This is a genomic window from Lysinibacillus sp. NPDC093197 (assembly GCF_044754025.1).
GTDB lineage: Bacteria > Bacillota > Bacilli > Bacillales_A > Planococcaceae > Lysinibacillus.
The window spans coordinates 1,126,809-1,151,407 of sequence record NZ_JBIVOH010000001.1; the positions used below are offsets into that span (position 1 = coordinate 1,126,809).

Sequence of the window (24,599 nt, forward strand, 5' to 3'; positions counted from 1 at the left end):
CTATGTTATTACATATTTTTTAGTTCTTCTAAACGTTTTAATACAACGGCATGTTTTTCTTCATAGTCCGCTAATTTTTCGCGTTCTGCGTTAACCAACGCTTCTGGTGCTTTTGAAACAAATTTTTCATTTGACAGCTTACCAGTTACAAGCTTCACTTCTTTTGCCCATTTTTCTAATTCTTTTTCAAGACGAGCAATCTCTTCTTCCAGGTTGATCAGTCCCACAAGTGGTAAGAATAGCTCTGCCCCTGTTACTACAGCAGTCATAGACTGTCCTGGAGCCTCTAAGCCTTCACCAATTGTTAATAACTCTGGATTACAGAATTTTTCTAAATAGCCTTTATTGGCTTCAAGAATGGTAACCGTAGCAGCATCCTTAGCAGAAATGTATAATGGTACTTTTTTGCTCATTGGTGTGTTAACTTCCGCACGAATATTGCGCACTGAACGTATAATATCCATAAGAAGCTTCATATTGTCTGCTTCCTCTGCAAAGTGAAGGTCTGTGCGTACAGTTGGCCATGTTGCAACTGTAATCGACTCACCTTCATGCGGTAAGTGTTGCCAAATTTCTTCTGTAATGAATGGCATAAGCGGATGTAATAGACGCATTGTTTGGTCTAGTACATAAGCTAATATAGAGCGAGTCGTTTTTTTAGCAGCTTCGTCTTCACCATTCATTGGTAATTTCGCCATTTCAATATACCAAGAACAGAAATCATCCCAAATGAAGTTATATAGTTCACGACCTACTTCACCGAATTCATAGCGTTCTGCTAATGATGTTACACGTTCAATCGTCTCATTTAAACGAGTCAGAATCCACTTATCAGCCACTGATTTTTCACCGGTCAAGTCGATTTCATCATACGTCATACCATCCATGTTCATTAATGCAAAACGAGAAGCATTCCAAATTTTATTAGCAAAGTTCCAAACAGACTCTACTTTTTCAGTTGTATAACGTAAATCTTGACCCGGAGAAGAGCCTGTTGCTAAGAAATAACGAAGTGAATCAGCACCGTATTTCTCAATAACATCCATAGGGTCCACACCATTACCAAGTGATTTACTCATCTTACGTCCTTCACCATCACGTACTAATCCATGGATTAATACATCTTTGAATGGGCGTTGTTCTGTAAATTCAATACCTTGGAATATCATACGAGAAACCCAGAAGAAAATAATATCATAGCCCGTTACAAGCGTACTTGTTGGATAGTAACGTTGATATTCTTCATTTGCCTCGTCCGGCCAACCCATTGTAGAAAATGGCCATAGTGCAGATGAGAACCATGTATCTAATACATCTTCATCTTGTGTCCAATTTTCTGCATCAGCAGGAGCTTCTTTCCCTACGTAAATCTCGCCTGTTTCATTGTGATACCAGGCAGGAATTTGGTGTCCCCACCATAATTGGCGAGAGATACACCAGTCACGGATATTCTCCATCCAACGAGAATATGTGTTTTCAAAACGTGATGGAACGAAATTTACTTTACCTTCCTCGTCTTTTTGAAGCTCTAAAGAGGCATCTGCAAGTGGTTGCATTTTAACGAACCATTGTGCTGATAGGTAAGGCTCTACAACCGCTCCAGAACGTTCAGAGTGCCCTACAGAGTGCATATGCTCTTCAATGTTGATTAAGACACCCGCTTCTTGTAAGTCTGCTACGATTTGTTTACGGCATTCAAAACGATCCATGCCATTGTATTTACCAGCAAGCTCATTCATTGTGCCATCTTCGTTCATAACAAGAATTCGTTCTAAGTTATGACGGTTACCAACTTCAAAGTCATTCGGGTCATGGGCTGGAGTCATTTTTACAACGCCTGTACCGAATTCCATATCAACGTAATCATCTGCTACGATTGGAATTTCACGGCCCACAATTGGTAAAATAACTGTTTTACCAATTAAGTGTTGATAACGCTCATCTTTCGGGTGAACTGCTACACCAGAGTCACCCAGCATTGTTTCAGGGCGTGTTGTTGCAACTTCCACATAGCCCGAGCCATCTGCTAACGGGTATTTCATGTGGTAGAATGCACCTTGAACATCTTGATAGATTACTTCAATATCCGATAAGGCTGTTTTCGCTGCTGGGTCCCAGTTAATAATACGCTCACCGCGATAAATTAAGCCTTTCTCATATAATTGAACGAAAACCGTTTTAACAGCATCTGATAGACCTGTATCGAGTGTGAAACGTTCACGAGAGTAGTCTAATGCAAGGCCAAGCTTCGCCCATTGTGAGCGAATGTGCCCAGCATACTCTTCTTTCCACTCCCAAGTTTTTTCTAGGAATTTTTCACGTCCTAAATCATAACGTGTAATATTATCCTCACGCAGTTTTGCTTCTACTTTTGCTTGAGTTGCAATACCTGCATGGTCCATTCCTGGTAACCAAAGTGCATCAAAACCTTGCATGCGCTTCATACGGATTAAAATATCTTGTAACGTTGTATCCCACGCGTGACCAAGGTGTAATTTACCTGTCACGTTTGGTGGTGGAATTACGATGGAATATGGTTCCTTTCCGCTTTCAGGTTGTGCTTCGAAAAATTTACCTTGTAACCACCATTCATAGCGACCCGTTTCAATTGATTGTGGATCATATTTCGTAGGCATTGAAATGTTTTCTGTCATATTGTCTCCTCCTGTTGGTAAATAATTTTGACATACGTCAGCTTTGGCAAACTAGATAACCACTCGTCTTGATTTTTCAGTGTATTCACACCGAATAAATCCGTGACAATTGCACGTGGCTTATTTGCTAATAAAATGCATACATCTTTTTAGCAAATAAAAAAACTCCTATCGTCAACAAAAGGACGAAGGAGTTTAAGTTCGCGGTACCACCTTTAATTCCAGCATTTTAAGATTAGTACTCTTACACACCACTATTTGTCATTTAATAAGTGCTCTAAATGCCCTTATCATCTCGAAATAATGATTCATGCTTGATTTACTTAAGCTTATTACAACTGGCTCTCAATTCGTTAACGGTGTTTAACCGGCTTTAACTACTACTAGTTCACTAAAGCTGCTCGAGGGCTACGTTCAATTACGCACAAATAGAAACTTTTCAGCTACCGTTTCCTCTCTATAATTGCACAAATAATCTACTCTTCCCTGTCATAGCATCCATATTCGATTTTACACATTGTACCGCAAATTCATGTATTTTTTCAAGTGATTTCGTCAATTTCAGCTAGTCTTAAAAAGTAAATAGAAAAAGGAAGTGACTATTCATATGCGACGACGTAAGTATAACCCTTGGCTTTTACCACCTTGGCTACGACAATTTCGATTTTATTGTAGAACAATTATTATACCGATTTGTGGTTTTCAGTTTATACGTGTCATAATCATCCCAACTTCTGGCGACCTTATCATCTTATTACTTTTACTGCTTCTATGCTATTTACTTTTGAAAGATATCATTTGATACACGAACTTTGAGTGGTGTATAGCCTTCTGTTAAATCCCATATCATCGTCGGCACTTCATGCCAAGAACTCGATTCTCGCACAGCAGTAAGGCTTGAAGACTCTCTAAGGACGATTTTTTGCTCGGCAGGTGCAGATTGTTTAGATTTTGAAATAGCTGCACTAGCTTCTACAGTTGTCGGTTGCTTTACTTGAACAGATTGCGCAACAAATGCAGACTCTTCCACAGCATCATGCGTTGTAGCTTCTACAAGCTTTTCTTCTAAAGCATCGACTTGTTCGACTACTGGCACCGATTCGCTAAACGTACTTGTCACTGTCCATTCTAATTGGCACTTTTGATTGGTAAGTATCGGACGAATGTCTTTTACCATTAAGTCCTCAATCGCTGCCTCTTTTGGTAAATCAACATTTAATGGGACCGCATACTCAAAATAACCTGTGTCTCCTTGAACATCAAGCGCATCAATACTTATTAAGTCTTCAGCATCCATGAAAGTTTGCATGTTTTGAAAATCAAAGCGTACATGCGCTGTAATATGATAAATACCATTTAATCTTAAAGAATCTTCTAATTGCATTGACTGCCATTGTGGCTTTATCTGTACAGCAGCAATTTCTGTTGGGCAACCGTACCCCGGAAAACAAAATGTCTCTCGCATATTCCAAGTTTTCTTTTCGATAATAATCCCTCCCTTTGCATCATATGAATTGCAATTGGAATGTATGCTAGCCAACTAGCAAGTTAGCTTTCATATAAAAAGCATGCCCGATTTTAATCAGGCATGCTTTTTATGATTATACGTTAACCATTTTAATTTTATTTGCTACACGATCAGTTAAAATTTGGGTAGCTTTTGGAACAATTGGCTTAAAGATAGGGTTTAAAACAGGACCAGCTAAGCCCCCTGCTGTTACCTCTAAAAAGCCTGTCATTTTTGTATTATCTGCATCAATACTTTCAGCAAGGAAATAACCGTTTCCTGTGAAATTATCTGATAACCCTTTTAAATTGAACGTTACTTTTGATGGTGCTGTCCACTCTAAAATTGTAATTTCTACTTCAACTGTTTTTTTCAGTACACCAACATTACCTTTAAATGTCCATGTAGATTGCTTATCATCTATCATTGTATGTGCATTATAGCCTGGGACAAGCTTTGCCCATTTTTCCATATCGCTAACAAATTCCCATACATGCTCGATTGCTACGGGTACTTCTACTGAATGTGTGCCTGTTGCCATTTTAATTCACTACTTTCTATTATGAATAGTTTTATTATAAACTAAAACGCCCACAATTTGGCTATGCTGAAAGTTTTAATTTTAATAAAAAAAGCCACCCTAAATGGATGGCTTTATGTTATTTTGCTAATTGTTCAAACACTTTATGGAAGGCTGCGACAGTTTTCGCAATATGCTCTTCTGTATGTGCAGTCGAAATAAATAATCCTTCAAATTGTGAAGGTGGTAAGAAAATACCTTCCTCTGCCATTAAGCGGAAATATTCAGCAAATAATTGTAAGTCAGACGTTTTTGCTGAAGCAAAATCTATTACATCTTCATTCGTAAAGAAGAAACCAATCATAGAACCTGCACGATTAACAGTATGTGGAATATTGTATTTTGTAGCAGCTGCACGGAAACCTTCCTCTAATTGATCTCCTAATTTTTTAAAATACTCATAGGAGTTTGCATCAAGGCGTGATAAAGTTTCATAGCCTGCTGTCATTGCTAATGGATTACCTGATAGTGTGCCAGCTTGATAAATCGGCCCAGCTGGTGCTACTTGCTCCATAATTTCCTTTTTACCAGCAAACGCACCTACAGGCAGACCGCCACCAATTACTTTTCCTAGCGTTGTCATATCAGGTGTCACACCAAAGTAACCTTGAGCACAGCCATAGTCCACTCGGAAGCCCGTCATTACTTCATCAAAGATTAACAATGCACCATGTTTAGTTGTTAACTCACGTAAACCTTCGAGGAAACCTGGTTGCGGCGGTACAACGCCCATATTACCTGCCACTGGTTCAACGATAATTGCAGCAAGCTCTGTACCAAATTTTTCGAATACTTGTTGAGCACCTTCTAAATCATTATAAGCAACCGTTAATGTATTACGAGCAATATCCGCTGGTACACCAGGGCTATCAGGTAAGCCTAATGTTGCTACACCTGAGCCAGCTTTAATAAGTAATGAGTCACCATGACCATGATATGACCCTTCAAATTTCAAAATTTTATCGCGTCCTGTTACACCGCGCGCTACACGTAATGCAGACATCGTTGCCTCTGTTCCAGATGATACAAAGCGAATCATCTCCATACCAGGCAGACGATCCAATACTAATTTAGCTAATCGATTTTCTGTATAACTAGGTGCGCCAAATGAAGAGCCTTTTGCTGCTGTTTCAGCAATAGCTTTTACAACGTCTGGATGAGTATGACCTAAAATTAAAGGCCCCCATGATAATACGTAATCGATATATTCATTGCCATCAATGTCTTTAATAATTGCACCGTGACCAGATTCCATAAATATCGGGTCCATGTTGACAGATTTAAATGCACGAACTGGGCTACTAACCCCACCTGGCATTAAGTTAATAGCTTCTGCATATGCTTGCTTTGATTTTTCATAAGAACGCGCCATTTATTTCTCCTCCAACCAACGTGCTACATCTTTAGCATGATATGTGATAATTAAATCAGAGCCTGCTCGCTTCATACCTAGCAATGTTTCAAGCACGACTTTTTTCTCTTCAATCCAGCCATTAATAGCTGCAGCTTTAATCATTGCATATTCACCAGATACGTTATAGGCAACAATCGGTAATGTATAGTTATTTTTCATATCTCGAATAATATCTAAATAGCTAAGAGCTGGTTTTACAATTAAGAAATCTGCACCTTCTTCGATATCAGATTCTGCCTCACGGAATGCTTCCATACGATTTGAAGGATCCATCTGGTACGATTTACGATCGCCAAATTGTGGTGCTCCATCAGCCGCATCACGGAAAGGACCATAGTAGCTTGATGCATATTTTACGGCATATGACATAATCGGTACATTTTCAAATCCAGCTTCGTCAAGACCAGTACGTATTGCAGCAACAAAGCCATCCATCATATTCGATGGCGCAATAATATCTGCCCCTGCTTGTGCTTGTGATACAGCAGTGCGTGCTAAAACATCAAGAGAAGCGTCATTTAAAATCTGGTCGCCCTCGATTAAGCCACAATGACCATGGTCTGTAAATTCACAAAGGCATGTATCTGCAATAACTAAAAGATTTGGATGACGTTCTTTAATAAGGCGCGTAGCTTCTTGTACAATGCCATGATCATGGAAAGCACCCGTACCAACCGCATCTTTTTCCGCTGGTAAACCGAATAAAATAACAGAAGGTATACCTAAAGCAACAACTTCATCAACTTCAGCACCTAGGTTATCTAATGAAAATTGAAAAACACCTGGCATAGACTGAACTTCATTTTTAATATTTTCGCCTTCAATAACGAAAATCGGATAAATTAAGTCCTCTTTGTGTAAATAAGTTTCTTTTACCATAGATCGAATCGTTGCATTTGCGCGTAAACGACGATGTCTTTGAAATTGTAAATTTGTCATTTTCTTTCCTCTACTTTCGTTAATTCCTCGATGACTGCTTGCATTGTATAAACACTCGGCTTAATGTCTACAGCAGCACCGTGGTTTAAAATAGCTGCTTCTGTAATATGACCGATTGCTGCCACACGTACCGTTTCCCAACCAACGATTGATGCTACATCCATTGCATATACATCTACAGCTGAAGGACTTGCAAATATTACTGTGACGTCTGCATGCTCCTGAATGCAATCAATAATTACTTGTTTTTGGTCGTGGCGCTCAATCGTTTCATAAACGGTCCATTCTTTAAGTTTAAAGGGCAAACCTTCCTTTAACGTTTTTTTCGCTTTTTCTCCACGAATAAATAAACATGTTGGATTGTCCCCTGCAATAATTGGAAACTCTTTAACAAATACATCAGCACTAAATACTGATGGCATGAAGCTAACTTGAAATCCTAACTTCTCTAATGCTTCAGTAGTTTTAGTTCCAATAGATGCAATTTTCCCTTGAAAATGACTTGCACGTAAATGACTGCGATCCATCTTCTTAGCAAAAGCATCTACCGCATTTTGACTCGTAAAGATTAGCCAGTTAAATTGACGGGCACATTCTAAATGCACGCCATCATTTATGTCGATAATTTCGCAAGTTTCTATCAATGGGGCAAAAACTGCCTGACCACCTAAAGAGGAAATATCTTCTATAACTGTTGCTGTTTTAGATGTTCCTGTTAAAACGATTGTTTTACCCTGTAAAGGTAAACTATTTTGCATCTTGCTCTGCCTTCACACGTTGAATTAAATCATAGGCACCTTGCTTCGTTAACATCTCAGCAAGTTCTTTGCCAATTGTTTCGGCATCAATACCATTTACAGTCTCTTTATAAATTACAGATGCATCTGGTGCAGCAACTAAACCTGTAAGTGTAATTTCTTCCCCATTAAGCTTTGCATACCCTGCGATAGGCACTTGGCAACCGCCATCCATAGCTGCTAAGAAAGCACGTTCTGCATGTGCCTCTTGCCATGTAGCATTATCAGTTAATTTTGCTAGTTCAGCTAATAATTCAGCGTCATCTTTACGGCATTCAATACCTAAAGAACCTTGCGCTACTGCTGGCAGACAATTTTCAACTGATAAAAATTCGGTTACGACATCATCGCTCCAGCCAAGTCGTTTTAACCCTGCAGCAGCTAAAATAATCGCATCATATTCTTCTGTTTCAAGTTTTGCTAAACGTGTATCTACATTCCCACGAATCCATTTTATTTCAATATCTGGACGCATCGTTAAGAGTTGAGCGCTACGTCGAAGAGAACTTGTCCCAACTACCGCTCCTGCAGGAAGATCTGCAAACTTCACATGACCTTTAGAAATAAATGCATCACGCGCATCTTCACGTGGTGGAATACAACCAATGACTAAACCTTCAGGTAGTACCGCAGGCATATCTTTCATAGAATGAACAGCAAAGTCAATTTCCTTATCAAAAAGCGCCTGTTCAATTTCTTTTACAAAAAGCCCTTTACCGCCAACTTTAGAAAGTTGGACGTCTAAAATTTGATCGCCTTTTGTCACAATTTCTTTTACTTCAAATTCAAACGGCGCACCTGCTGCCTTTAGCTCATTGATGAACCAATTTGTTTGCGTTAATGCTAATTTACTTCTCCTAGAACCTACAATAATTTTTCTCAACAGTCTCCAACCTTTCTTCTAATACCATAAATGGAATCGAGATAAGCTACTCCCTAAAAAGAAGTTTACAACAACTAATAAATATGCATAGATATGTACCCACGCATAATTAGTACCTGTCAGCTTACTTTTACGATTCACATATAAAATACAGCAATATAATACTAAAATGATAAAGGACCCTATTATCTTCGCATCAAAGATAGATAAACTCTCTAATCTTAATAATGCCCATTCAAACCCTAAAATTAAACTTATAAATAACATTGGAATACCAATAAAAAACGATATGTTCATCCAATTGCTCGTTTGCTGTAGTGACGGCAAACGTGTCCATAGTTGAGACCACTTTTTCTTTTTTAATAAACGATATAAGATTAAATACAATATCGCAAACACAAAAGTTAACGTAAAAGCAGCATACGATAAGATTGCAAATGAAATATGGATAAAGAGCATTTCGGAAATTAAAGTCTCTCCTACTGCACCCGTCGGTCTTTTCGGCATAAATGTGAATATACTAGCAAATACAAATCCTAATATATTGATAATAAATACTGGTAAATCGACTCTCGCTATACAATGGAGAATAATCGACAGTGATACAAGTAACCAGGAATAGAAAAGAATCCCCTCATACAAGGATAAAATCGGGAATCGTTTTGTTTCTACAAAAGTTAAAATAATTATGGCACTTTGAATTACCCATACAAATGAAACAAGCCAAAAAGCAATTCGCCTTGTTTGTACTTGCTTATAAAAGTAATCAGTAAAGTAAAACACTAGACTGATCGCGTACAAGACGATCATTACTTCATAGAGCCTTGTCATTGTCAAATCAGCCAATGGACATCCCTTCTTTATATCAAAAAGTGCTAAAGTTACTATAAACAGTATCCCAGCCTAAAAAAAGACGTTTTCGTATCTTTAGTTTACCATACAGATACGAAAACGCCTCATGTAATTTCAAGTTCGCACACGTCAGCAAAACTACGCAATTAGCGCTATTGCTACATGACTCACATCGTGAACCTCAAGCGATTGTGGAGCTTGAATGTCTAGACATATCTAGAAAGAATACTTTGGTTCGGTAGGTGTTTGCGATGACTGTAAACGTTCTTTACGCTCAAGCTCTTGCTTGCTCATCATATCTACTTCTACTTCCACAGCATCTTCAATGCCAAAAATTTGTTGGAATAAACGTAACTGTTCATTTGCTTTTGATGAATTTGCCATTTCTTTAGCTTGTAAGATAGGCTCTTTTAACAATTGATTAATAATTGATTTTGTATGCTTGCTTAATATCTTACGTTCACGATCCGTTAACTCTGGCATTTTATTTTCAATACTGATCATTGTTTCTTCTTGAATTTGATTTGCTTTTTTTCGTAAAGCCGAGATAACTGGCACGACACCTAGCGTAGCAAACCAATCTTTAAATTGTACAACTTCTTTACCAATCATTTGTGTAATTTCTGCTGCTGCACGTTCACGCTCTGCTAAGTTTGCTTCTACAATACCTTGTAAATCATCGATATCATATAAGAAAACGTTTGGTAAGTCTCCAACATGTGGATCAATATCACGTGGTACCGCAATATCTACCATAAATAATGGTTTACCTTTACGTAAACGTTCGACAAGTTGCATTAATTCATAATCAATAACAAAATCTGTTGCACCTGTAGACGTAATTAAAATGTCCGCCTCAAGTAACGAGCATTGTAATTCCCTCATTGATTTTGCTTCGCCTTGGAATTTAGCAGCTAAAGTCTCTGCTTTTTCAAACGTACGGTTAATAACCGTTACTTTTCCTACGCCATTGCCATATAAATTTTCAATGGCAAGTTCGCCCATTTTACCTGCACCTAAAATAGCAACATGCTTGCGCTGTAAAGATCCAAAAATTTTCTTTGCTAATTCTACTGCTGCATATGAAACAGATACCGCATTCTCTCCGATAGCTGTTTCGCTATGTGCTCGCTTCGCAAATGTGACTGCTTGTTTAAATAACTGATTGTAGACCGTACCTGTCGTCCCAATCTCTTGTCCATTTAAGAAGCTTTTCTTCACTTGTCCTAAAATTTGAGTTTCACCAAGTACCATTGAATCAATTCCAGCTGTTACTTTAAACAAATGCTCTAATGCCTCATCTTCTTCTCGGATTGTTAAATAAGAAGAAAAAGTCTCCACAGGCAAGTTAAACCAATCTGCTAAAAATTGCTTTACATAGTGTCGGCCAGTATGCAATTGATCAACTACTGCATATATTTCTGTCCGATTACACGTCGAAACTATGACGTTTTCCAATATACTTTTTTGTTTTTGCAGCGCTTCCATTGCTTGTGGTAGCTCGCTCTCTATGAAAGATAGCTTTTCACGAATTTCAACTGGCGCTGATTTATAATTCAAGCCTACTACGATGGTATGCATGAATAACACCTCACACGTTCTAATTCACAAATCTCATTATAGCACAGTTCGACAATAGTTCATCTATAATTTGTGAACATGTCATGAAGAACTATAATTCATTTTCTACATTAGAATTATTATAAACTAAGTTTAACAAATTATACTGCTTGTTTCAAATTTAAAAACTGGGCTTAACTATGCAGTAGCATCTTGTGTCGAAAATAAGGAAAATACAGTTGATTGTGATGGAATAGAAATGACTTTTAGCTCTATTTCATAACACAATATAAATAGACTGTAGACGACTCAAAAAATCATTTGAGTTCATCTACAGTCTAGAATCGCTCTATAAAAGAGCAATATTATTAATTTGTAATTTTCACTGTTTGCTGCGAAATTACATTTCCGTCTTTATCATATGCTAGAAACTCGATGTCGCCATTAACTTTAAAGTCATACATAGTTTGTACATTTTTAGTCAACATAAACACACTATCACTACGCTTTTTAAGTTCAAATTGAACATCCCCGCTAACAGAAGAATAACGAACAATGACATTTGCAACATTTGAACAATTTCCATCAATTCTTGCATTCATTGTAATATAACCTTTTCGTAATGTTACTTCCGCTTCTTCAAAGATATCCTCAGGATTAATACAACTTGAAGGCGACGTTTTACATAAAATCGAATCAATTATTTTTTGAGCAACCTGATGGAATTGTAAATTATCAATAGCATGATAGTAAATACCACCAGTTTCCGAAGCTATTTGTGTAAGGGTTGCCTCATTAATTTGATTTTTCTTGCCCATACTTACAGTGTAAATTTTAATGCCTTTCTTTTTCGCATCATTGATTACTTTTGTCATTTTTGATTTGCTTGTTTTACCATCAGACACTACAACAATGGATTTAGAAGTTTTTGTATCGTTCGAGAATTTAGTAAGAGCCAACTCTATACCCGCAAAGATATCTGTAGCACCTTTATCCGTCGATGTACGATATAAATCTTTCTTTAAGACATTTTCGGTGCTGCCCTCACCCAATACGTTTGCACTTGTATTCGTTTCAATCACAATATTGTTTTTAGCTTGTATTTGATTAATCAGTTCCACCATTTTTTTACCGCGATAATTCGTTTGGTCGATACGTTTCATAGAAGATGAGTAATCAACTACATATGCGACTTCAGTTGCTAATGTACATGCATTTTTACTAAAGTAAGGATTTGTGAAAATTTCTTTCGTAATCGTTTTATCCGTAAGAGACTTCAATATTGTTGCATAACGTGGATCAATTTTATTAACGAGCGTTGCTTCTATTTTAGACTTTCCATAAATGATTGAGTCAAAATAAGCGACCGCAGTTCCAGGACCACCTGTATTATTCAAATAATCTGAAGTATTCGTGACGAAGGAAGCTGTTTTCTCAACACCATCAAATTTAATTTTTACAGTTCCTTGATAGTCGGTAATAATTTCTCCACCTGGACTCACTAACGTCACCATTACTTGTGTATATCTATCTTTACCATTTGGCCTTGCTGCAGCGTCAGCACTTTCTTTTAACGCTTCTACACGTTTCTTATATGCTTCTACTTGTCCTAGTAATTTACCACCTTGGTATTTCAATAATACTGTACGCTCATAATTACTTAGGCTTGTTAAAATCGCATAAATTTTCATAACACTATCATAATGCTCTAATGTCAAATTCTTTTCTTCCGGCATGTATTTTGGACTCATTAATTGAATGATTGCCCCAACCGGATTGATGTTTTCAACTTGTGACGCAATATTATCATCGATTCCTTGGATGCGATAAATCGGACGACCATCTTCAGAAATCATGTACATAATCTCAGTCTTAGCTGGCGTCGTCACTGAGTCTTTTAGTCGATCATTCAGTATTTTTTCAAATAAATATACCGAAATATTGTAGTTTTCAAATTGTAAAATGGCATTCTCATATCCAAGTGCTGGATACTTCGGATCTGAACCACCATATTGTAAGTAGATATTTTCTACTTGACCAAGGGCATTTGTAACATTTGTTTGTTGCCCAATGCTGAATTTCTTTTCATCTGCATCCGGTTTTAACGGTACAGGACCATATACATCAATCAAATTTTCTGTGAAAAACTCAGGTGGCTTTTCATATTGTACATATGGTGGTGTTACACTTCCGTTATCATCTGTGTTCGTTGGGTCATACACTTTAAAATCAATGCGTAATTCTGGCTGTGGTAAGTAACGAACGTGTGCATTTATTTTTTCTCCAACAAGACATTTCATGCTAGGATCTGTGTTGTTAATAAGCTCAAAAGTAATCGTATCACGCACTGATTTCGTTAGCTTTTTCGCTTTAACAAATGCTGTTACTGTTGCGCCGTCAGATTGTACATTACGAACAGCTTCTCCAGCTGCATTTACAATATCCGCTCCATTTGAAGAAGTTACACGGAACGTATATGACTTATCATCGGCAATTGGGTCACCATTACATGCCTTTAAAGATACAGTAATTGGCGTCATATCCTCACCATTCGCAATTAAATCTGGTTTTTCAACTTCAATACTTTGTAATGCATTATTAACATAGTCGGGACCAGTAAAATCATTTTCATTATCCTTTGGTTCTTCAAACTCACCACTATTAGAGCCCATAAAACCTGCTGGCAAAGTAATTTTATCATTGTCACGTCCTGCTGCAGATCGTTTCAATCCTTGTACAGCAAAGGAATTGTTTTGCACAATACGATATAAGAACTCAGCTGCATCGCCACGAGATAGTTTCGTAGAGGGATTGAAATCAGCAAATGTTTTTTTGCCAGTATTACCAGTTGAAATATCGTTTGTATATAAATATTGTACAGCTTGTGGCTCATCCAAATCTAAACCTTGAAATGCAGCATAAATACGTGCAAAATGACCTCGAGTTATAGATTTTGAACGATTCGCCATGACATGCGTTCCATCAAATGGTAAATAAAAATCACTATAAAAATTATAAGCAACGTTTTCGTTATAAGATAACGCATAGTTTTTATCAAGCTTAGCAAACATTGTTACTAGCTCTCGCTCAGTTACTTGTTCGTTTGGTAAAAAGTTATTCGCACTATTTAACGATAGTAAATCATTATCGACAGCCCATGAGATGGCTTTGTATTTACTATTAGATGTTGGTACATCTTGAATTGTTGTAGCAGCCAGTGTGACTGATGGTGTTAAAGTCATAAAAGCTAGTACAAAACAGGCTAGTAATAGCAATGCCTTTTTCGCATACTTCATTCATTTCAATCCTTTCATTAGTTAAAGAATAAAATATCATCTCGATAGTTTTGTTTTAAATCATTTTCTAAATAGTTTAAGAATCGTTCCAGCACTACAGATGCTTGAGCACGCGTTAACGGCTGGTTTGGATTAAAACGCCCAGTTACTGGGTCGCCTGTCATTAGACCAAGCTCATTGACGATATAAATTCCGTCTCTTGAATAGTCTGGAATTTGTGCATCATCTTTAAATTCCGTAACATAGCCAGGTTCTGGTGCTTTATTTTCAAGCCCTAATGCACGTACAAATATTGCAGCTGCTTGCGCACGTGTAATCGCATTATCAGGTTTAAAGTAATCTGGTGTCACACCTTTAATAATGCCTTTATTTACTGCTGATTCAATATATGGATAATCTTTAACAGTACGCTTAACATCCTTAAAGACACTTGTGGATGTTTTTTTCGTATTCTTTTCTTCCATTACACGGAGATCGACTGCTTTCCCAATCGCTATTGTAAAATCAATTCGCTTCATCGGTGTGTTTGGTGAAAAGAAATTACTTGTATCTGAATAGATTCCTAAAGAATATAATTTCTCGATAGCACTTTTAGCATAATGATTAGATAAATCTCGGAACTTCGGAATTATAAGACGTTCAATTGTTGGCGTAAATTCATTATCCAAATCAACTTTACCTTTTTTGCCAGAAGCTAAGTCATACGTATATTCTGAAATTACGTCTTTTTCACTAACGACCGCATAGCCCCCATCGAAGCTAGCTAAACTACCTGGATTTTCCTCATAATTGAGGACACGTGATTTACTTGTTGATAAACGGTTTTTCACATGGCTAGTTGTACCATCACTGTACGTATAAATAGATTCTGTAATTTGCGTTTCAGTTGCACCCCAGAAATTTTCGTAGCCTGCATGACGACTATCAATATCTATCGTTACCGTATTTGTTTTTGCATTTTTTCCTGAGCCTGTTTGATAGGTATATGTTTTTCTTGAAATAACATTGCCCGAAAAATAATCAGAAGCTGCACGGTTATCCGTTACTGTACCTTGTGAAAATTGGTAGTCTGCTAAATTATACGTAATTTTTCCATCAACAATTTTTTCAGAGTATTTTTTGACAACCCCATTGGAAGTTTTTTGCCCAATCGTATCATAATTAACAACATCAGATTCATAGGCAATATTTCTTGTTAATGTCGCCCCATTACTTGCTGTTAGTTTTAAATTATATGTTTCTGTTAATTTACCTTTTGTTTCTTTTTGTGTAATTTTAATATCTTTACTCGTACCTTTAAAAATAATTGGTGTTCCAGTAATGAACACTGCTTCTTCATATGTATATTCATTTTTTACAGCACCTGTTGTTTCCACCGATGCAGCGGAGGCATCTACTAGAATACTTGTCCCCAAAACGAACACCATTAGAATGGCTAACATTACTTTATATAAATGGTTTCGCATCTGTTCTTTTCCCCTCTCTTTCTTCCCATGCATATGCACAGATGAAGCTATCTCGTATTGTAGAGATAGCTTCTATCTTGTTAATCAACTAAAATGAAATGTGCTTTTACAAATCGGTCAGATAATACGACTAAACGATCAGAAGGATTCAAATCAGATGGTTGAATGACTTTCCCTGCTTTAATCAGCGTAGCTTGATCAATATTCATATCAACCATTTGGCCAGCTTCATACCAACGGCCATTTTGCCATTGACTCACACTTTTCACATTAATAGTAGCTGGATATGTCGATTTTACTGACTGTAGTTTACCGACTAGCATTAGTGGGGCAACAGGTTTAGCATTATCTAACATGTGAAGAGCCTGAACATGCCCATTGTTTACATAGAAGTAACCATAATCGCCTTCTGATAAATACAGTTCAATATCTGGCATTACGCTGTACGTTTTATTACCATCGTCTACCATTGCTTTTGTTGTATTACTAACAGATAGTACGGTACTAGCTGTTTTTTTGAAAACATTTGATTCAATCTTCATTGCATCATCAATTTCAATTAAGTAGCCATCTGCTTGTGCTAAACGGCCATAATATAATTCATGCGAAGCTAAATTTGGTGACATAAAGCTATCACTTGTAACATCTACTACTTGCGCATAATGATCGCGAGCAGCACCGTCTGTAATGACAAATGCTGTTCCATATGCCAATAATCCTGTTGGTTGAATAAAACGACCATTTCGAATTAAAATTGACCCATCATGGAAGTACAGCGTGCCAGCAGTTTTAAGTTTTAACAATTGATAATCTGTATCGACAGCAATCATCGGCTCGTAGTACGTACGTTCATTGTTTTTCAACACGACAATCTTTTCAATAACTTCTTTACCAAATTGCTTCACCGTTGCGTAATATGCTTCACTGCCAATATAATTTTTCAATTGACCTTTTTCAATTTTCGTATTTCCAACGTAAATTGGTACCTTTGTTGAAAAATTCATCGTTGAAAGAGCAGTTGTTGACGCTGAACCAAATTGCCAGTTCACAAAGGCATTTTGATTTTTTACTGTTAATTTGTTCGCATTGATATTAACTGCTTGAATTTCACCTTTGTATAAATTTTCAACCAATGTTCCAGTCTCACTAATATCTACTTTTGTGACAATCGATGTACTTTTATTTTTTAAATTAAGTTTTACACGATCACCTACATACATCCCACTAATATCTACCGATGAAGAACCCTTTTGAAAAGCAGTATCTTTATTCAAATAATATGTAGTTTCTTTTCCAATATCCGGCTTCACCATTATGAACAAACCTTTTGGGTCGATGCTTGTGATTACGCCAGCAACTATTCTAGGATTTTGAGCAACTGTCGTTGATTCCTCAGTAGTATTGGAAGTACCGCGGAGCTCAACCACACTACGAAGGTTGATTTCTGCCTCTACTTTCATGCCCATCTTAAAGCCCTCAATTGTAGTTTCAGTGTTATTAATGTACAGGCGGGCATTATTATTAATATTGTATGTTACTTGACGGCCACTAGCATTTTCTAATGTAATTTTACTAAGCTGCCTTTCTACTTCCCCGTTTGAATTCGTATATTCTGAATAGGTTACATCAACGAAGGTTCCTGTTACTAACTGTGCGGCATGGACAGTCGGTAGTGATGGCAAACTAAGTGCCATTAATAACAGGACAATCAATATGTATGGAATCTTCTTCAACAATTCCCGCCTCCTTAAAAAATTGTTATTTATAAATAGTATATCGTATTATTGGTAGTTTTTCTTATTCAAAAAGTTACATTTTAACTTGTTTTAATATTTTTTGAATCTACCATTAGACATAAAGATAGAGGTAGCTTCCAACTTCAAGCTACCTTGCCATCATCATACTTGGATGTCAATTGTATGTCCAGCCGTTGGATGTGGAGCATCTAGCATCTCAACTAGCTGTTCACTATTTTGCTGTTGCATTTCCATTGCTTGCTTTGTAACAGCTAATGATACATTTTGCATTAGATTAGATTGATGCATTGCGATTGATAAAGCTGCGATATCCATTTTAGTCCACCTCCTATTTAATTTATCGGCTAAACTTGCCGTTCATCAAGTAATTTCCTCATATTTATCCATAACTTTCACACTAACAGCAGAACAGCTTATTCACTTCTTTTCATACAAAGAGAGCAAAAAAATATTGTGTGTCATTCAAATATTAGGCAATAAAAAAACATCTACTGTGCTCCTAACGCAATAGATGTTTTTTGATTACATTTTATTTTCAATTGTGCGCCAAGCTTCTTCAAAACCGATACCCTTTTCAGAAGAGAACACAATAAGCGGATCATTTTTATCCATATCTAGTGTTTCCTTGACAACTTTTTTGTGCTTATCCCATTTACCTTTTGGAATTTTATCTGCCTTCGTTGCAATGACAATACAAGGGATATTGTAATGTTTTAAAAAGTCATACATCATTCGATCATCAGCAGTTGGAGGATGACGTAAATCAACAATTTGAACTACCGCTTTTAATTCTTCACGGCCAGTGATGTAACGTTCAATCATTTTCCCCCATGCTTCACGCTCTGTTTTTGAGACTTTGGCATAACCATATCCCGGAACATCGACGAAAAACAGCTGTTCTTCAATTTTGTAAAAATTTAGCGTTTGTGTCTTCCCAGGTTTAGAAGAAATACGCGCTAACGCCTTACGCCCAATCATACGGTTAATAAATGATGACTTCCCAACGTTTGAGCGACCTGCTAATGCAAACTCTGGCAGTCCATCTTCTGGGTATTGGTCCGGTCTTACTGCACTTATGACCATTTCGACATTATGGACTTTCATTTCCTTAAAAACCTCCGTCCAGTGCAATTGCTAATACTTCATCAGCAGATGACACTAGTTTAAATGTGAGTTGTTCGCGTACACTTTCAGGAATATCTTCAATATCACGTTCATTATCTTTTGGACAAATGATTGTTGTTAAACCTGCTCTGTGTGCGCTTAATGTTTTTTCTTTCAAACCGCCGATTGGTAGTACACGACCACGTAACGTAATTTCACCAGTCATTCCTACTTCACGACGAATTGGACGATGTAAAATAGCCGAAACAATTGCTGTCGCCATCGTGATACCTGCAGATGGTCCATCTTTTGGTACTGCTCCCTCAGGTACATGGATGTGGATATCATGTGTTTCAAAATATTCTGAGTCTACATTGAGATCCTCTATTTTAGTTCGGACATACGATAACGCTGTTTGTGCGGATTCCTTCATAACATCTCCGAGTTTCCCTGTTAACTGAATTTTGCCCTTTCCAGGAGTTAAGGAAACTTCAATTTGTAATGTGTCACCACCAACAGTTGTATACGCTAGTCCTGTTGCTACACCAATTTGGTTTTCCTCTTCCGCTTGTCCATAGCGGAAACGGTGCTTACCAAGATATTCGATTACTGATTTTGAATTTACTGTTACACGTTTCTTTTCTCCAGAAACAATAATTTTAGCGATTTTACGACAAAGTGTTGCTATTTGACGCTCTAGTCCTCGGACACCTGCTTCACGTGTATAATAACGAATAATATCCAGCACAGCTTCATCTTTGATTACTACTTGCGTTTTCTTCAAGCCATGTTCTTTTAATTGCTTTGGTATCAAATGATTTTTTGTAATTTGCGCCTTTTCAATTTCTGTATAGCCTGCAATCGAAATGACTTCCATACGATCTAATAAAGGTCCAGGAATCGTACTTAAATCATTAGCTGTAGCAATAAATAATACGTTAGATAAGTCATACGGTTCTTCGATATAATGATCGCTAAATGTATTGTTTTGTGCAGGGTCCAGCACTTCTAACATCGCGGCTGCAGGATCTCCTCGGAAATCATTTGACATTTTATCGATTTCATCAAGTAAAAATACAGGATTAATCGTACCTGCTTTTTTCATTCCTTGAATAATACGACCTGGCATCGCACCTACATACGTACGACGATGTCCTCGAATTTCGGATTCATCTCGCACCCCGCCTAAAGAAATACGAATAAATTTTCGATCTAAACTTTCTGCAATTGAGCGTGCTAACGATGTTTTACCTACTCCAGGAGGGCCAGCTAAACATAGAATTGGTCCACGTAATGAATTTTTTAACTGCCGCACAGCTAAATATTCAAGCACACGTTCCTTTACTTTATCTAATCCAGCATGATCTCTGTTTAAAATTTCCTCAGCATGATCAATATTCATTCGATCTTCAGTTGACTTTGTCCAAGGTAAAGACACTAACCAGTCAATATAGTTTCGTATTACTCCACTTTCCGCACTTGCGCTAGGTAGTTTTTCATAACGATCCAGTTCTTTAAGCGCTGCTTCTTTTGCAGATTCAGGCATACCTGTTTCATCAATGAGCTTTCGTAATTCCGTTACTTCACCAGTTTTACCTTCTCGATCGCCAAGCTCTGTTTGGATAGCCTTCATTTGTTCGCGTAAGTAATATTCCTTTTGCGTACGCTCCATTGATTGCTTTACTTTTGAATTAATTTTCTTTTCAAGATCCAGGACCTCTTGCTCATCATGCAGGCGAATAATTAAATGATCTAAGCGTTTCTTAACATTTAGCATTTCTAAAACTTCTTGTTTATCCGCAATTTTAATTGGTAAATGCGAGGCAATAATATCAGCAAGACGGCTTGGTTCTTCAATGTCTGCAACTGTATTAATTGTTTCTGTTGTTATTTTGTTGGAGGATTTTGCATATCTTTCAAAATACGTTAACAATGTACGCATTAAGGCCTGTGTTTCCACATCTTTATCGATTTTCTCCTCTTTAACATCAATATCAACAACTGTATATTTCTCTAATGCTTGATAGTTGGACCACGTTGCACGTGCTACACCTTCCACTAAAATACGTAGCGTACCATTTGGTAACTTTAGCATTTGCTTCACATAAGCCATTGTACCTACTTGATATAAATCCTGCTCTTCTGGCTGTTCATCGTGCATTTCTTTTTGCGTTACCAATAAAATCAATTGGTCCTCTAACATCGCTTGTTCTAGCGCCGCTACAGAACGATTTCTACCCACATCAATATGTAACACCATCGACGGGTATACTAAAAGTCCACGTAAAGGCAATAATGGTACATTTGTTGTTTTTTGAATTGTTACCATGCGGGTATTCACCTCCGTCAAAATTTTCTTATTCACAATCCCGCGCTTCTAGTATGTGTTTAAAAAACCGATTCACACTATCTATTCAAACGAGCCAAAAATTTCATCTATTTACAGTCTTCAGCTTTATGTATGAATAAAAAGCTGACTCCCGATATGTGCGAACATTGCACAATCGAAGTCAGCTAAGTTACTCTTTTTCTCATAACAATAGACGCTACGTCTGTTTATTATGCCGAAGTTTTTGTGTCGCTACCTTCATCGAGTTCAGTGCCATCTTCAAGAAGCAATTTCGGTTTTTCTTTTTCCGTAATTGTTTTTGCAGTAATGATACATTTTTTCACGTCATCACGTGAAGGTAATTCGTACATTACATCAAGCATTGTTGACTCAATAATTGAACGAAGACCACGTGCACCTGTTTTACGTTCAATTGCTTCCTTTGCAATTTCAGAAAGGGCACCTTCATCAAACTCAAGCTCAACACCATCTAGTTCAAGCATTTTTTGATATTGCTTCGCAAGCGCATTTTTTGGTTCCGTCAAAATTTGTACAAGTGCTGCCTCATTTAATTGCTCTAGGCTTGCAAGTACAGGTAATCGACCGATGAATTCTGGAATTAGACCAAATTTCAACAAATCTTCAGGAATCAATTTCGCCATTAATGAACCTTCGTCCACTTCAACTTTATTAGGATCTGAACCGAAACCAATTACTTTTTCACCTTGACGACGTTTAATGATGGATTCAATACCATCAAATGCTCCGCCTACGATAAATAAAATATTTGTTGTATCAATTTGTAAAAATTCTTGGTGCGGATGCTTACGTCCACCTTGTGGAGGTACACTTGCAACAGTGCCTTCTAGAATTTTTAGCAACGCCTGTTGGACCCCTTCACCAGAAACATCACGAGTTATCGACGGATTTTCTGATTTACGTGCAACTTTATCGATTTCATCAATATAGATGATTCCTTTTTCCGCACGTTCAATATCATAATCTGCTGATTGGATTAATTTTAATAAAATATTTTCAACGTCTTCACCTACATAACCAGCTTCTGTTAAAGAAGTAGCATCTGCAATTGCGAAAGGAACGTTTAGTATACGTGCTAATGTTTGAGCTAATAATGTTTTACCGCTACCAGTTGGGCCGATTAACACAATGTTCGATTTTGCTAATTCCACATCATCGATTTTACTATTAGTATTGATGCGTTTGTAGTGATTGTAAACCGCAACCGCTAAGGCTTTTTTAGCACGCTCTTGTCCAATTACATACTCATTTAAAATCGATTGGATTTCTTTCGGTTTCGGAATATCTTGGAAATCGATTTCTTCCTCAACACCTAGTTCTTCTACAACGATTTCTGAACAAAGTTCGATACATTCATCACAAATATAAACACCTGGACCTGCAACTAATTTACGTACTTGTTCTTGTGGCTTACCACAGAATGAGCATTTTAAATTGCCTTTTTCATCATTAAATTTGAACAATATGTTTCACCCCTATTCAAGCTACAATCTTACAAGATTATTGAACCATTATCAAATAAATTGATTGCAACATTTACGTCATGGCGCAAATGCGTCTAGATTTTGAAGTATTTTCAAAGTCTTCAAGCACGAGGTCAGTTAGCTAGGAATTGGCAGTCTTCCGCACTAAAACATTAACCGCCGTCTGCTCGCTTTCATGCAAATAATTCGTGTTGATGCGACCATTCAGACTAACCCATGACCACTTATTGATTATTTAGCTTCATTCCTTCGAGGTTTAGTTCCCTCACTCGTAAAACCTATATGCGCTCTTCTTCCATTATAATGGGGGCGCTATAATTACTGCTACTTTTCGGCTCTACTACAATGATGTTAAAATTTAGCATCGTGTAAAAAGTTAAACAACAATACTATGTATAAGTAAATTAACTAAAGTGGCCACCAAAAGTATAACAGTTAGTAAAAATCAGACTTACTTTTTGTCGTCCTTGACCTTGAGATGTTGGGGCCCCTTTAGCCTAAACTAAAAAGCTATGTGTGATAAAACAAGGCACGGTTTTACGCCGTACCTTGTCTTCTTAATTTTTCTATCTAGTTACGTAAAAAATCTTATTCAGTAATTTTAGCGTTTTCTACTAAAAATTCAACTGTTTTTTGGATTTTAATATCATTTTCAAGAACAGCAGTACCGCCTAGAGCGCCAGTAATTTGTTCTTTTGTCATATTGAATTGAGCAGCCATTTTTTCTAATTCAGCTTCAATATCAGCTTCTGTAGCTTCAATTTTTTCTGCATCAGCGATTGCTTCAAGAGTTAATGAAACACGTACACGGCTTTCAGCTTCTTCTTTCATTTGACCACGTAAATCTTCTTCTGATTGACCAGAGAATTGGTAGTAAAGGTCTAAGTTCATACCTTGTGTTTGTAAGCGTTGGCCAAACTCTTGTAGCATACGATCTGTTTCAGAGTTAACCATACCAGCTGGTACTTCGAATTCTGCATTGTCAGCAGCTTTTTCTACTAATTCGTCGCGAAGTGTAGCGTCTGATTCTGCTTGTTTTTGAGTAGCAGTTTGTTCTTTAATTTTAGCACGTAATGCTTCTACGCCTTCAATTTCAGGATCTAATTCTTTTGCAAACTCATCGTTTAGCTCAGGAAGTACTTTTGTTTTCACTTCTTTAACAGTTACTTTGAAAGTAGCTTCTTTACCAGCTAATTCAGCAGCGTGGTATTCTTCTGGGAAAGTTACAGTAACGTCTTTCTCTTCGCCAGCTTTTACGCCTACTAATTGCTCTTCAAATCCAGGAATGAATGAACCTGAACCGATTTCTAATGGGTAGTCTTCGCCTTTTCCGCCTTCGAAAGCTTCTTCGCCTACGAAACCTTCAAAGTCGATTACCGCTGTGTCGCCTTCTACGATAGCTTCATCTTCTTTAATTTCAAGTTCAGCTTTACGTGCTAATTGTTCTTGAATTTGAGCTTCAACTTCTTCGTCCGTTACTTCAACTGGAAGTTTCGTAACTTCTAAGCCTTTGTAGTCGCCAAGTTTTGGTTCTGGTTTCACTGTTACTTGAGCAGTGAATGAGAAGTCTTGACCATGAACGAAGTTTTCTGTACCAGAAATTTCTGGGTAATCAACTGGCATAATACCAGCTTCGTCGATTGCTTTTGCATAAGAATCTGGAACAATGATTTCTAATGCATCTTGATATAAAGATTCAATTCCAAAGCGTTGTTCAAACATTTTACGAGGCATTTTACCTTTACGGAAACCTGGTACGTTAATTTGTTTCACAACTTTGTTGAACGCTTGGTCCATCGCTGCATCTACTTCAGTAGCTGGTACTTCGATTGTAAGAGTACCGATATTTCCTTCTTGTTTTTCCCATTTTGCTGACATGTATAAATACCTCCAAAATAATCTAGTTTCAATTACGCATGACGTAATTGTGTTCGGATT

General features: G+C 37.2%; 17 protein-coding genes and 1 other annotated feature. All 17 genes read right to left on the minus strand.

Features of this window, described 5'->3' with window-relative positions; translation table 11 throughout:
• Positions 1–8 precede the first annotated feature (8 nt).
• Positions 9–2,654: a valine--tRNA ligase gene (locus ACIP9G_RS05735; RefSeq protein WP_401018083.1), complete on the minus strand. Its 2,646-nt coding sequence runs from the start codon at positions 2,652–2,654 to the stop codon at positions 9–11.
• Positions 2,655–2,832: 178 nt separating this feature from the next.
• Positions 2,833–3,156: a binding site (T-box leader), on the minus strand.
• 276 nt (positions 3,157–3,432) lie between these two features.
• The gene (locus tag ACIP9G_RS05740; RefSeq protein ID WP_340823311.1) at positions 3,433–4,119 is read right to left on the minus strand and encodes a valyl-tRNA synthetase; all 687 of its coding nucleotides are present in this window, start codon (positions 4,117–4,119) and stop codon (positions 3,433–3,435) included.
• A gap of 136 nt (positions 4,120–4,255) precedes the next feature.
• Positions 4,256–4,702 carry an SRPBCC family protein gene (locus ACIP9G_RS05745; RefSeq protein WP_340823310.1) on the minus strand — a complete coding sequence of 149 codons (447 nt, stop codon included), beginning with the start codon at positions 4,700–4,702 and terminating at the stop codon, positions 4,256–4,258.
• Positions 4,703–4,820: 118 nt separating this feature from the next.
• Entirely contained in the window at positions 4,821–6,113 is a 1,293-nt protein-coding gene (gene hemL / locus ACIP9G_RS05750; protein ID WP_340823309.1) for a glutamate-1-semialdehyde 2,1-aminomutase, read from the minus strand.
• Positions 6,114–7,094 (minus strand): porphobilinogen synthase, encoded by a 981-nt coding sequence (hemB, locus tag ACIP9G_RS05755; RefSeq protein WP_340823308.1) that lies wholly within the window; start codon positions 7,092–7,094, stop codon positions 6,114–6,116.
• Positions 7,091–7,852 carry a uroporphyrinogen-III synthase gene (locus ACIP9G_RS05760; protein WP_401018089.1) on the minus strand — a complete coding sequence of 254 codons (762 nt, stop codon included), beginning with the start codon at positions 7,850–7,852 and terminating at the stop codon, positions 7,091–7,093. Before ACIP9G_RS05760 ends, hemB begins: the two co-directional genes overlap by 4 nt.
• Positions 7,842–8,774, minus strand: a complete 933-nt coding sequence (hemC, locus tag ACIP9G_RS05765; RefSeq protein WP_340823306.1) for a hydroxymethylbilane synthase — start codon at positions 8,772–8,774, stop codon at positions 7,842–7,844. Before hemC ends, ACIP9G_RS05760 begins: the two co-directional genes overlap by 11 nt.
• 18 nt (positions 8,775–8,792) lie before the next feature.
• Positions 8,793–9,620, minus strand: a complete 828-nt coding sequence (ccsA, locus tag ACIP9G_RS05770) for a cytochrome c biogenesis protein CcsA (protein WP_340823305.1) — start codon at positions 9,618–9,620, stop codon at positions 8,793–8,795.
• Between the two features lie 222 nt (positions 9,621–9,842).
• Positions 9,843–11,207: a glutamyl-tRNA reductase gene (hemA, locus tag ACIP9G_RS05775; RefSeq protein ID WP_401018094.1), complete on the minus strand. Its 1,365-nt coding sequence runs from the start codon at positions 11,205–11,207 to the stop codon at positions 9,843–9,845.
• A 347-nt stretch (positions 11,208–11,554) separates the two neighbouring features.
• A complete protein-coding gene (locus ACIP9G_RS05780) occupies positions 11,555–14,482 on the minus strand; it encodes a VWA domain-containing protein (protein ID WP_340823303.1) in 2,928 nt (975 codons plus the stop codon).
• 17 nt (positions 14,483–14,499) lie between these two features.
• Positions 14,500–15,948, minus strand: a complete 1,449-nt coding sequence (locus tag ACIP9G_RS05785) for an S-layer homology domain-containing protein (protein WP_401018097.1) — start codon at positions 15,946–15,948, stop codon at positions 14,500–14,502.
• A gap of 80 nt (positions 15,949–16,028) precedes the next feature.
• The gene (locus ACIP9G_RS05790) at positions 16,029–17,681 is read right to left on the minus strand and encodes a hypothetical protein (RefSeq protein ID WP_401018099.1); all 1,653 of its coding nucleotides are present in this window, start codon (positions 17,679–17,681) and stop codon (positions 16,029–16,031) included.
• 165 nt (positions 17,682–17,846) lie between these two features.
• A complete protein-coding gene (locus ACIP9G_RS05795; RefSeq protein ID WP_340823299.1) occupies positions 17,847–18,020 on the minus strand; it encodes a YjfB family protein in 174 nt (57 codons plus the stop codon).
• Between the two features lie 207 nt (positions 18,021–18,227).
• A complete protein-coding gene (gene yihA, locus ACIP9G_RS05800) occupies positions 18,228–18,809 on the minus strand; it encodes a ribosome biogenesis GTP-binding protein YihA/YsxC (protein ID WP_340823298.1) in 582 nt (193 codons plus the stop codon).
• 4 nt (positions 18,810–18,813) lie between these two features.
• Complete coding sequence (lon, locus tag ACIP9G_RS05805) at positions 18,814–21,138, minus strand: endopeptidase La (protein ID WP_340823297.1); 2,325 nt, start codon at positions 21,136–21,138, stop codon at positions 18,814–18,816.
• A 230-nt stretch (positions 21,139–21,368) separates the two neighbouring features.
• Positions 21,369–22,640 (minus strand): ATP-dependent protease ATP-binding subunit ClpX, encoded by a 1,272-nt coding sequence (gene clpX, locus ACIP9G_RS05810; RefSeq protein ID WP_172772230.1) that lies wholly within the window; start codon positions 22,638–22,640, stop codon positions 21,369–21,371.
• Between the two features lie 609 nt (positions 22,641–23,249).
• Complete coding sequence (tig, locus tag ACIP9G_RS05815; RefSeq protein WP_401018104.1) at positions 23,250–24,539, minus strand: trigger factor; 1,290 nt, start codon at positions 24,537–24,539, stop codon at positions 23,250–23,252.
• Positions 24,540–24,599 lie beyond the last annotated feature (60 nt).